The organism is Blastococcus sp. SYSU DS1024, assembly GCF_054050795.1.
In genome coordinates this window covers 79,611-90,665 of sequence record NZ_JBJHAA010000014.1, presented here as the reverse complement: position 1 = coordinate 90,665, position 11,055 = coordinate 79,611, and the positions used below count along the sequence as shown (strand labels likewise).

Genomic DNA, 11,055 nt, shown 5'->3' with positions numbered 1-11,055 from the left:
CCGGCGCCGGGAGGAGCACGCGTGAGGACCACACCGAGACATCCACGGCGCAGCCGCTGGGCCGCCGTCCTGCTGGGCGCTCTGCTGATCACCGCCGTCCCCGGAACGGCGGCCGCCGACCCCGACGAGACCTCGGCCGAACCCCTGCCGGTCGTGTTCGTGCACGGCAACAGCGGCTCGGCCGCCCAGTGGCAGACGCAGTTCCAGCGGTTCACCAGCAACGGCTACCCCCAGGACCTGCTGTTCGCCTACGAGTACGACACCAGCGGCAGCGACAACACCCAGGCGATCGCGGAGCTCGGCCCCTTCCTGGACGCCGTGCTGGCGAGCACCGGCGCCGAGCAGGTGCTGCTCGCCGCGCACTCCCGCGGTACCACGGTGAGCCACGCCTACCTGGCCGAGCCCGCCCGGGCGGCGAAGGTCGCCAAGTACGTGAACCTCGACGGGCGCAGCGCCGAGACCCCGCCCGGCGGCGTCCCGACGCTGGCGGTCTGGGGCGAGTGGAACTCCCCGCCCGACCCCCGCCGCGGCAGCGTCGGCGAGATCGAGGGCGCGGTGGCGAACCTCTACAACCCCGACCAGGGCCACACCGAGGCCGCCTCGTCGGCGCGGACCTTCGCCGCCGTCTACGAGTTCTTCACCGGTTCGGAGCCGTCGACCACCGACGTCGTGCCGGAGGCGCCCGCCCAGGTCACCGTCGCCGGACGCGCCGTGCTGTTCCCGCAGAACCTCGGCTTCGAGGGCGCCACCCTCGAGGTCTGGCGGGTGAGCACGCGGACCGGCCGGCACACCTCAGCCTCCCCGGTGGCGACGATCCCGATCACCGGCGACGGCTCCTTCGGCCCGCTGGACCTCTACGGCCGGCACAGCTACGAGTTCGCGCTCCACCGGCCCGACGGCTCGGTCCACCACTTCTACCAGTCGCCGTTCCCCCGCTCCGACCACTTCGTCCGCCTCAACAGCGGCGTCGCCGGCGAAGGGCTGGAGGCGTTCGTGCCCAAGTCCGAGGAGCACACCAACCTCGCCCTCATCCGGGCGCGGGAGATCTGGGGCGACCAGGGTGCGGACTCCGACGAGATCACCGTCGACGTGATCGGCGACCGCACCGGCCCGCTGGAGGTGACGACCCCGGTCACGACGCCGCGGACGAGCACCGAGGGCACGTTCGGCCGGGTCGGCGAGGTCAACGCCCTGTTCCTCACCGACGTCGGCACGCGGACGCCGACCGGGTACACCGCGCCCGACCAGGAGACCGACCTGGCCAAGGGCGACCTGTTCCCGTTCAACACGCTCACGTTCCTCAACGCGGTCGACGCCTACCTGCCGGCGAGCCCGCGCGGGCTGCGCCCGATCCGCATCGAGGTCCGGCCGCGCGGCGGCGGGGAGCCCGAGGTGATCACCGTTCCCGGTTTCCCCTCGGTGAACGACCGCATCTCGGTGCAGCTGCGCGACTCGACGCAGGACGACTACGCCTTCGGGCGTCGCTGACCTGCCGGGTGCGGCCCGGTGGCGCTCAGCGGCCGGGCCGCACCCAGCCGGCCTCCAGCAGCGCCGTCTGCACGCGGTCGGCCGCCTCGACGGCGACCGGACGGCCGGCGACCAGATCGGCGTAGAGGAACGCCTCCGCCAGCTTGACCAACGCGTAGGCCAGGCTCTCCCGGTCGATGATCGGTCGCAGCCGGCCGGCCCGCTCGTCGCTCTCGATCAGCTCCACCGCCACCCGCACCGCGCGGGGTTCCACCGGTCCGGCCGGGTCGGTCAGCACGCGCAGGGCCAGATCGGGCTCGTTGTCGATGAGGGTCCGGATGCCGGTGCTGCCGACGACCCCGGCGTTGAAGGCCCGGATCACCCGCGCGCTGCGCAGCTCCGGGTCGTCCGGGCCGCGCCGCGCGTCCTCCGCCTCGGTGCAGGCCCGCCAGCCGCGCTCGGCCAGGTACCAGACCGCCTCCCCGACCAGTCGCTCCCGGCTGCCGACGTGCCGGTGCAGGGTCATCCGGGAGACCCCGATCTCCTCGCCCAGCGCACCCATGTCGATACGGCGCCCGGCGTGGATCCACCGGGCCGCCAGCGCGATCACCGTGGCCGCGTCCACCCGCGTCCGCGCGGGACGGTCCCCGGTCCGGTCCACGGTGGGCATGGTCCCAGAGCCGGGCGCGCGGTCCCCGGGACCGCTGCTCACGGGCCGTCGGCGCCGGCCAGGGCGCGCTCGAGCTCCGGCGTCAGCCGCGGGATCGGCCGGGTGTCGTCGTCCACCGGGCGCCGCGCGGCCGGTGAGACGAACGGGCTGCGCACCGCCGCGGCCACCGCGTCCGGGTTGGCGCGGGCGGCGAGCACCCGGCCGCCCGTGTCGACGGGGGTGTCGAGCCCGACGGGGGTGACCTCGACGGCCGCCCAGCGGGCCGCACCGGCGCCGAACGCCGTCGCCGACAGCGCGGCCAGCCCGCGCCACTGCCGCCCGACGAACTGCACCCGGTGGACGTCCTCCGTCCGGGACCTGACCACCGCGCGGAAGACGACGTGCTCGGCACGATCGGGCACGCGGATGGCCAGTTCCACCTCGGTGCCGACGGAGGCGCCGACGCCGCGGACGCGCACCTGCGCGCCACCGAGCGAGACGTCGACCAGCCGCGCCGGCGCCCCGTCGACCACGGCCGGCAACGCGGCCGGGAAGCGGTGACCGTCCCGGCGCTCGGCGGAGAAGCGCGGGTCACGGATCCGCCGGATGCCGGCCAGCACGAAGCCGAGGGTGACGCTCACCCAGAGCACCGGCACCAGCGTGGTGCCGCCCCAGCGGTGCTCGATCGGCGTCCAGCCGGCCAGGCTCGCGGCAGCGTGGAGCAGGCTGCCGACGAGCACGGCCGCGAGCGCGAGCAGCAGCGCGGGCACCCGGGCACGGGTGCGCTCCTCCCCCGTGCGCCCCTTCGCGGTGACCGCGAAGCGGCCCGTGCCGCGCAGCACCAGCGACAGCGTCGCGGCGAGGTTGGAGGGCAGCCGGACGACCTCGAACAGCAACGAGAAGCGCGCCGGGGCGAACCCGCGCGACAGCAGCGTCAGGGCCGCCTGCTGGAGCAGGAAGGGCACGCCGGCCATCACCGCGAACAGCGCGGGCGGTGCATCCACCGGGAACAGCCCGGTGACGAGCACGGTGACCGGGACCAGCGCCAGGCCCAGCGTCCGCCACGAGTCGAACCACGCCGACAGCGAGTAGAGGTAGCCCAGCCGCTGCCGCAGCGTCAGCCCCGTGGCGGTGAGCGGGTTGTCGTGCCGCAGCACCTGCATCGCGCCCCGGCCCCACCGCCGACGCTGCGCGTAGAACGCGTCCGGGCTGCCGGCTGCGAGCCCGCGGGCCAGCACCTCGTTGTGGTAGGCGCTCCGCCAGCCGGCGCGGTGCAGCTTCATCGTCGTGTGGAAGTCCTCGGTGAGCGACTCCGTCGCCACTCCCCCGATCTCGCGCAGCGCCTCGGCGCGCAGCACCGCGTTGGTGCCGCACCAGAAGGCGGCCCCCGCGTGGTGCTTGCCGGCCTGGATCACCCGGTAGAACAGCGACTCCTCGTGCAGGTCGGCGCCCGGGCGCAGGTGCTCGAAGGAGCTCGTGTTGTAGAAGTGCTGCGGCGTCTGCACCAGCGCCAGCCGCTCGTCGGCGAAGTAGGGCAGCGTGCGGGTGAGGAAGTCCGGGTCGGGGACGTGGTCGGCGTCGAACACCGCGACGAGGTCGGTCGGCACCAGCGCCAGCGCGTGGTTGAGGTTGCCCGCCTTGGCGTGGTCGTGCTCGGGTCGGGTGACGTACCGCGCGCCGAGCGCCGTCACCATCTCCTCGACCTCGAGCCGGTCGCCGTCGTCGAGCACCCAGGTCTCGTGCTCGCCCACCATGGCCAGGCAGGCGGCGACCGTCGGCAGGAGCACGTCCAGGTGCTCGTTGTAGGTGGCGATGAGCACGGTGACCGACGGCGGCGGCCCGGGGCGGGGCGCCGGCACGGTCGCCGGGGCGACGGTCCAGGTGGTCATCACGAACAGCACCAGGGCGAGGCCGCCGTAGACCTCGAGCGCCAGGAACGGCACGCCGAGCCAGAGCGCCGGCCCCTCGGGGAGCGTGGCCACCAGCCGCCAGGTGAGGTAGCCGGCGGTCGCCAGGACGGCGGCGACGGCCACGGCGCGCACCACGAGGAGCCGCAGGGCGCTCTCCGGCGCCGGGACGGCGTCCCGGGCCCCGCTGGGGCGGCCCAACGCCGCCCGCTCGATGCTCACCCGGGAGGAATCGACACGCACCCCGTGCGTGCACATCCCCCCGAGGGGTGAGATCGGGCCGCGTGCTCAGCCGGTCGTGACGCGGAGCCGGGCAGCCGTCCGGTCGGCCATGTCCGCGAACTCCTCTCCTTCGTGCAGCAGCGTCCACGCCATGACCAGTTCCACCGCCGAGGGTTCGCCGGACACGTCGACGACCCCCGGCGGCGCCACGAGGTGCCGGACGCTCTCGACGAGCAGCCCGTCACCGGGGCCGCCGGACTGCCGCTCCACCCGCCGGACGCGCAACGCCCGGCCGGCCGGCAGCGCCACCACGTCGACCTCGGGACGGGCCAGCCCGCGCCCGGCCGTGGCGCGCTCCTGCTCCGCGAGCTCCGGCAGCCCGGTGGTGAGCCGGTACCGGTCCGCGCGGAGCGTGGCGAGGACGCCGTACCGGGGATCGGGGATCCAGAGCGCAGCGAGGTCGGGGGCTCCCTCGCGCAGGGCGGTGGCCAGCGACCGCACCTGCTCGCCGAGCGCCACCGCGGCGGCCCCGTCGGCGCCGAGGTCGTCGCAGACCGCCTGCGCCAGGGCCGCGACGGTGCCGGAGCGGGGCAGCCACATCCAGCCCGCGTCGGACGGCTCGACCCGGTAGGTCCAGGTCCGCACGGCAGCGGTCACGGGAGCCACCGGAAGGAGCCCGCGACGGCGTCGAACAACGCGGTCAGCGGCTCGAGCACCTCCAGCAGCGGCGTCGAGAAGCTCAGCAGCACGAAGCCGCCGCCGGGCATCGGGTGCTGGTACTGCATCACCGCTGTCTCCAGCAGCCGCCCGTCCGGTGCCGGGGCCTGCGTCCGGCGGCGCAGGCGGGCCACGGGGCCGGCCGCGAGCTCCACCACCTCGGCGGAGGCCGCCGCTCCCCCCGCGGCGAGGAAGGCCGCCTCCTCGGCGCCCGGTCGGTCCCCGGCCGGGGGGACGACACCCACCGCCAGGGCGCAGGCGAACGGCGGGGCGCCGTCCTGGTGGACCGGGAGGTGCACCTCGACGGTGTGGCTGTCGCTCCGGGCGGCGGCCGCGCCGTGCAGCACGCGCGCCACCTGCGGCATCAGCCGGTCGCGGTCGGGGCGGCCACGGGTGACCGCCCGGGCGATCCGGCGGACGTCCGCGTCCCGCTGCGCGTCGTCCAGCACCCGGATGCGCGCCCAGTCGCCGGGTACCGCGAACGTGAAGTCGCGGGGACGCGTCAGGGCCGGCTCCGGCGCCACGACCGTCACCGGCCCGCCCGGACCGGGGAGCGGGAGCCGGCCTCGCCACCGGCGCCGGCGAAGGCGTTGGCCGCCGGGACGGTGCCGACGGCGTTCGAGAGCAGGGTGCCGCCCTCGGCCCGCGCGGCGCGGGCCAGCCCGGTCGCCACCTGGGGGGCCGCCGTCGTCTGCGGGTGGATGAACGGGGGCGGGCCGGCGACCGGATCGCGCAGCAGACCCGAGGGGCGGTAGGCCTCGGCCCACTCCGCGCGGGTGGGCAGCCAGCCGCGCGGGTCGCGGGCCCGGGACGCGAGCGCGCCGGCCGCCGGTCCGGGCGCCGGGACACCCTGGTCCCGTGCCGCCCGCTGGGCTTCCCGGCGGGTCATCCCGGAGGCACGGAGGTGCCGCACCAGCGAGGGGAAGGCCAGCCCACGGGTGCCGGTCGCGACCGCCCGGCCGGCCAGCGCGAAGGCACGGCCGGCCCCGAAGGCGAGCACGCCCACCGCATCCCACAGCACGGCCGACAGCTCCGCCCGACCCGCCACGTGCAGCACGGAGTTCCCCACCAGGGAGACGGCCCCGGTGACGAACGCCAGCCCCGCGAACGCCGCGGCGAACGGCTGCAGCCCCGGGATGGTCAGCAGGAAGAACGCGACGAGCCCGAAGACCGCAGAGAGCTTCCCGGCCCAGCCGGTGACGACGGCGACGACGTCCAGCACGTCGTCCCAGAAGCCGTCCGCGAGGTGGTCGTTCGCGCCCAGGACGTCGTCGATCGCGTCGGCGGCGGCGTCCCCCGCCGCGCGCCACTCGGCCTCCAGCGCCGCGAGCTCCTCGTCGGCCGCCCGGATGCCGGCGGTGGCGGCCGCGGCGTCGTCGTGCGCCCGCCGTTCGGCGACCGGGTCGGGCTCCGGCTGCGTCGCGGCGCGCTCCCGGGCCCGCCAGGCGGCGTCCCGGGCGTCCTCGGCCCGCTTGGCGCGCGCCAGCACGGTGTCGGCGCCCGCCTGCACGTCGTCGAGCGTGCGCGCGTAGGCGGCCAGCGCCTCCGCCGTGCCCTCGTACCGGTCGAGGGCCTGCTCGATCGTCCCGGCCACCTCGGCGGTCCGCTCGCGGAAGGCCCGGCCGGCGTCGGAGTTCCAGGTGGTCGCGCTGTCGTGGATGGTCCGGAGCGCCCTGGCCGCCGTGGTGATCGCCGCCGCCGTGTCGGCGTACCGCCGGGCGAGCCGGGCGATCGCCGCGGGGTCGCCGCCGACCGGGTCGGAGGGGCGCAGCGGCGACCAGTCCCGCGGGCGGCTCACCGCTCACCGGCCAGGGCGGCGACCAGCTCGGTCTCGATCCGCTCGTAGACCTCGGCGGCGTCCTGGGCGGCCTGGCCCAGCCCCTCGACCAGCCCGGCCATCTCGGTCCGCCGGCGGTCCCAGTTGCTGCCGAACTCCCGCAGCCGGTCACGCAGCCGGTCGTGGGCGATGACGTCGCTGCCGACGTCCGCCGCGTCCCGCGCGCCGTCGAGCTCGCGGTACACGACCAGCAGGGCACGGCCGGCGTCGCGCAGGACCAGTGTCGCCACCTCGAGGCCGTCACTCACGACGCGGACCCTAGGCGGATCCGGGCCGGGCCCGGATCCGTCGTCCACAGGCCCGTCAGGCGGTGCGGGGCCCCTCCCAGAGGTCGATGCCGGCGTCCACGGCGTGCCGGTCGATCGCGGCGAGCTCCTCGTCGCTGAACTCCAGGTTCCCCAGGGCGCCGACGTTCTGCTCGAGCTGCCGCACGCTGCTGGCCCCGATGAGGACCGTGGTCATCCGGGGGTCGCGCAGCGCCCAGGCCAGCGCCATCTGGGCCAGCGACTGCCCGCGCTCGCGGGCCAGGCCGTCGAGGGCGCGGACGTGGGTGAGCGCCTGCTCGGTGAGCAGGTCCGGCGAGAGCGACTTGCCCAGGCTGGCGCGCGATCCCTCCGGGACGCCGCCGAGGTACTTGTCGGTGAGCATGCCCTGCGCCAGCGGCGAGAAGGCGATGCACCCCGCGCCGACGTCGGAGAGGGTGTCGAGCAGGTCCTCCCGCTCGATCCAGCGGTTGAGCATCGAGTACGAGGGCTGGTGGATCAGCAGCGGCGTGCCCAGGTCGGCGAGGATCGCCGCCGCCCGGCGGGTCTGCTCGGGCGAGTACGACGAGATGCCCGCGTAGAGGGCCTTCCCGGAGCGGACTGCGGTGTCCAGCGCCCCCATCGTCTCCTCCAGCGGCGTCGTGGGGTCGGGCCGGTGGCTGTAGAAGATGTCGACGTACTCCAGGCCCATCCGCCGCAGCGACTGGTCCAGGCTGCTGAGCAGGTACTTCCGCGAGCCGCCGCCCTGGCCGTACGGCCCGGGCCACATGTCGTAGCCGGCCTTGGTGGAGATGACGAGCTCGTCGCGGTAGGGCCGGAAGTCGTCGCGGAGGTGCCGGCCGAAGTTGGTCTCCGCGCTGCCGTAGGGCGGGCCGTAGTTGTTGGCCAGGTCGATGTGCGTGATGCCCAGGTCGAAGGCCCGGCGGAGGATGTCGCGCTGCCGGTCGAACGGGACGTCGTCGCCGAAGTTGTGCCAGAGGCCGAGGCTGATCACCGGCAGGTCCAGGCCGCTGCGCCCGGTGCGGCGGTAGGTCATCGAGTCGTAGCGGTCGCCGGCAGCGGAGTAGGCCATCGCTGCATCCTCTCCGACCGCCTGCTCCCCCGCCCGCCGGCCTCCGGGCCCGGAGGCCCGTCCGGTGCTGTCGCCGCCGCTAGGCTGGGCGTTCCGGTTCCGCCTCACCCCAGGAGTGCCCCGTGCTGCTGCGCCTCATCGGTCTGCTGCTGGTCCTCTGGCTGGCGCTGGCGGTCATCGGGGCGCTGATCGAGGGGCTGTTCTGGCTCCTGCTCCTGGGCGCCGTGCTCTTCCTGGGCACCGCCGCCTACGGCTGGCTGAAGGGCAGCAGCAAGGTCTGACCGGGTCGGTCACTCCCCGTCGACGTCGCCGCCCGCCCCGTCGGCGTACGGCTGCGGATCGGTGCGCCGCTCCACCGGTGGCGCGACCGGCACCGGCTGCCCGGCCACCTGCTCGGCGGGGCCGACGCGGACGCCGGCCTCCAGCTCGTCCAGCCCGATGGCGTAGCGGTTCTCCGTCATGGGCGCACCTTCCACCCCGGCGACCGGATCGTCCAGACCGGCCCGCGCCGCGATGCTCAGGAGGCGGTCGGTGCCCGCTGGGGCACGGCGACGCTGAGGAGGACGACGCTGTCCTCGTCGGCGTGCAGACTGTGCCGGCGGTCGGGGACGGGACCGATCTCGAGCGCCCCCAGCTCCACGGCGTCCTCCCCCGCGATGAGCCGGACCTTCCCGCGCAGGACCAGCAGGCTGGCCGGGCCGGGGCTCTCGTGCTCGGCGAGCTGCTGGCCCCGTACCAGGGCGATCACGGTCTGCCGCAGGCCGTCGACGGGGTGCGGGAGCGTGCGGGCGGCGCGCTGGGCCTTCTCCCCCGCGGCGTCGGCGAGCAGCTCGGCGGCCAGTCGTTCCAGGTCCACGGATCCTCGGTCGTCCACGGCCCCATCGTGCGCCGGCGGTCGAGGACCGGCGACCGCGCTCACCTGGTCGCCCACAGCAGCCGCCTGGCACCGCACCTCATCGCTCGGTACACCTAGGCCGGTGCCTGGGCGGGGCCGTCGGCAGTCACCCGGTCCTCACCGCCCAGGAGTCGGACGCCGGAGGTGCGCTCCCAGGCGTCCACCGCGTCCCAGTCCGCGCCGTCGAGGGTGGCGAGCGCGGCCGGGAAGAGCCCGAAGTCCTCCTTGAACATGTGCTCGTCCAGGTCGTGGAGGGCGCGCAGCACCCCGTCCGCCCACTGGTCGGCCGCCCCGGTGCCGAGGTCGTCGAGCTCGTCCACGGCGTCGAAGAGGTCGGCGTGCTCCCCCTCGAGCACCGCCACGTGGTCGGTCAGCTCGCCCACCTGCGCCAGCCGCGGGAAGAGCGCCTTCTCCTCCTTGGCCACGTGCGGGCCGAGCACCGCCAGCAGCGCCTGGAAGCCCGCCCGGGCGGCGGGGAGCGCACCGGCCGACAGCGCCCGCCGGATCTCCTCGCCGAGTTCGCGCAGCCGGTCGTGCTCGTCCATGAGCCGGGCAACCGGGGTCAGGTCGCGGCAGCCGCAGTGGTCGCACATCGGTCGTCCTCCGTTCCGGGTGTCTCAGGCGGTGGTGCCGGTGCGGCCGACCGAGCGCATGCCCCGCCAGGTGTAGAGGGCGGCGACGGCGGCGGTGACGGCGAGCAGCCACAGACCGGGGCGGTAGTTGCCCTGCCACCCGTAGATGAGGCCCATGACCAGCGGGGGGACGAACCCGCCGAGGCCGCCGGCGGCGCCGACGATGCCGGTGACCGAGCCGACCGTCCCGGCCGGAGCGGCGATGGCGACGAGGGCGAACACCGCGCCCGACGCGGCGCCCAGTGCGGCGGCCATCGCGAGGAAGGCGATGGTCCCGGCGGGGGCGAGCGGCGGCTCCAGCGCCGAGACGGCGGCGAAGACCGCGACGACCGTGAAGCAGCCGATCAGCACCGACACGGGGTGGAACCGGTCGGACAGCCAGCCACCGACCGGCCGCATGACGACCGCGAGGACGACGAAGCCGGCGGTGCGCAGCGCGGCGTCACCGGGGTCGAGGGCGAACGCGGTCCTCAGGTAGGTCGGCAGGTAGACGCTGAAGGCGACGAAGCCACCGAAGCCGACGGCGTAGAGGAACGACATCTGGATGGTCACCGGCAGCCGCGCGGTGTCCCAGGCCCGCCGGACCGCGCTGCCGGGCAGCGGGGTGCGGCCGGGGGCGTCGCGCAGGACGAGCGCCGAGACGATCGCGTAGACCGCGAGCAGCGCCGCGACGAGGGTGAACGGGAACGCGAGGCCGACGCCGTCCGCGAGCTGCACGGTCGTGAACGCCGAGATCGCGGTGCCGCCCATGCCGGCCCCGAAGATGCCGAGGGCCGTGCCCCGCTTGGCCGGCGGGAACCACGCGTTGACCAGCGGGACGCCGATGGCGAACGTGGTGCCACCCAGCCCGAGGACGAAACCGCCGAGCAGCATCAGCGCGTAGGAGTCGTTGCCGACGTAGCCGATGAACAGCACCGGCAGGATCGTCAGCGCACTGACCAGCGGGAACATGACCCGAGCGCCGAACCGGTCGGTCAGCGCCCCCACCGGGATGCGGCCCAGCGAGCCGACCACCACGGGCACCGCCACCAGGAGCGACGTCTGCAGCGCGCCGAGGTCGAGCCGGCCGGTGAAGAAGGCACCGAGCGGGCTGACCAGCGCCCACGCCCAGAAGTTGATGACGAACCCGACCGTCGCCACCGCGAGCATGACCCACGCCTGGCGCGGGACGGGCGGGGCGGCCGGCGCCGGTCCGGCCGAGGGGGTGGGGGCGGGGACCGCGCTGCCTGCGCCCGGTCGGAGTGTGGGGGCCGAGGTCATGGCCGGTGTCCTTCTCCTCTGTGCCCCGGCACCGGTTCGGCGGCGGGGCGATGGGTTGTTCCTGCCTTCTGTTCTACGGACGGCGGCGGCCCCGGTCCCGGTGCCGGACGTCATCGGGACCGGGCCGAAGGTCC

13 protein-coding genes are annotated in these 11,055 nt (G+C 75.5%); 2 read left to right on the top strand and 11 right to left on the bottom strand.

Annotated elements, in window-relative coordinates; all coding sequences use genetic code 11:
- The first annotated feature begins 21 nt into the window (after nt 1–21).
- Nucleotides 22–1,488, top strand: a complete 1,467-nt coding sequence (locus ACI79S_RS14005) for a hypothetical protein (RefSeq protein WP_456594050.1) — start codon at nt 22–24, stop codon at nt 1,486–1,488.
- Between the two features lie 25 nt (nt 1,489–1,513).
- On the opposite strand, the gene ACI79S_RS14000 is transcribed toward ACI79S_RS14005, so the two are convergent.
- From ACI79S_RS14000 to mgrA, 7 genes are all read right to left on the bottom strand, one after another.
- On the bottom strand, nt 1,514–2,128 hold the full coding sequence (locus tag ACI79S_RS14000) for a QsdR family transcriptional regulator (protein ID WP_456594049.1): 615 nt from the start codon (nt 2,126–2,128) through the stop codon (nt 1,514–1,516).
- A 47-nt stretch (nt 2,129–2,175) separates the two neighbouring features.
- The gene (locus ACI79S_RS13995; protein ID WP_456594048.1) at nt 2,176–4,245 is read right to left on the bottom strand and encodes a glycosyltransferase; all 2,070 of its coding nucleotides are present in this window, start codon (nt 4,243–4,245) and stop codon (nt 2,176–2,178) included.
- A gap of 66 nt (nt 4,246–4,311) precedes the next feature.
- The gene (locus tag ACI79S_RS13990) at nt 4,312–4,902 is read right to left on the bottom strand and encodes a hypothetical protein (RefSeq protein ID WP_456594047.1); all 591 of its coding nucleotides are present in this window, start codon (nt 4,900–4,902) and stop codon (nt 4,312–4,314) included.
- Nucleotides 4,899–5,486 carry a hypothetical protein gene (locus ACI79S_RS13985; protein WP_456594046.1) on the bottom strand — a complete coding sequence of 196 codons (588 nt, stop codon included), beginning with the start codon at nt 5,484–5,486 and terminating at the stop codon, nt 4,899–4,901. The genes ACI79S_RS13990 and ACI79S_RS13985 overlap by 4 nt, the downstream gene beginning before the upstream one ends.
- A gap of 5 nt (nt 5,487–5,491) precedes the next feature.
- Nucleotides 5,492–6,760 (bottom strand): hypothetical protein, encoded by a 1,269-nt coding sequence (locus tag ACI79S_RS13980; RefSeq protein WP_456594045.1) that lies wholly within the window; start codon nt 6,758–6,760, stop codon nt 5,492–5,494.
- Entirely contained in the window at nt 6,757–7,047 is a 291-nt protein-coding gene (locus ACI79S_RS13975; protein WP_456594044.1) for a hypothetical protein, read from the bottom strand. Before ACI79S_RS13975 ends, ACI79S_RS13980 begins: the two co-directional genes overlap by 4 nt.
- A gap of 55 nt (nt 7,048–7,102) precedes the next feature.
- A complete protein-coding gene (mgrA, locus tag ACI79S_RS13970) occupies nt 7,103–8,134 on the bottom strand; it encodes an L-glyceraldehyde 3-phosphate reductase (protein ID WP_456594043.1) in 1,032 nt (343 codons plus the stop codon).
- A 122-nt stretch (nt 8,135–8,256) separates the two neighbouring features.
- Between mgrA and ACI79S_RS13965 the strand changes: the two genes are divergently transcribed.
- Complete coding sequence (locus tag ACI79S_RS13965; RefSeq protein WP_456594042.1) at nt 8,257–8,415, top strand: hypothetical protein; 159 nt, start codon at nt 8,257–8,259, stop codon at nt 8,413–8,415.
- Between the two features lie 9 nt (nt 8,416–8,424).
- Here ACI79S_RS13965 and ACI79S_RS13960 read toward each other — a convergent pair whose 3' ends face one another.
- The 4 genes from ACI79S_RS13960 to ACI79S_RS13945 all read right to left on the bottom strand — a co-directional run bounded on the left by ACI79S_RS13960 (nt 8,425) and on the right by ACI79S_RS13945 (nt 10,810).
- Nucleotides 8,425–8,595 (bottom strand): hypothetical protein, encoded by a 171-nt coding sequence (locus tag ACI79S_RS13960; protein ID WP_456594041.1) that lies wholly within the window; start codon nt 8,593–8,595, stop codon nt 8,425–8,427.
- A 56-nt stretch (nt 8,596–8,651) separates the two neighbouring features.
- Entirely contained in the window at nt 8,652–9,008 is a 357-nt protein-coding gene (locus ACI79S_RS13955; RefSeq protein ID WP_456594040.1) for a LuxR family transcriptional regulator, read from the bottom strand.
- Between the two features lie 95 nt (nt 9,009–9,103).
- Entirely contained in the window at nt 9,104–9,622 is a 519-nt protein-coding gene (locus ACI79S_RS13950) for a hemerythrin domain-containing protein (protein WP_456594039.1), read from the bottom strand.
- A gap of 24 nt (nt 9,623–9,646) precedes the next feature.
- A complete protein-coding gene (locus ACI79S_RS13945) occupies nt 9,647–10,810 on the bottom strand; it encodes an MFS transporter (RefSeq protein WP_456594038.1) in 1,164 nt (387 codons plus the stop codon).
- Nucleotides 10,811–11,055 lie beyond the last annotated feature (245 nt).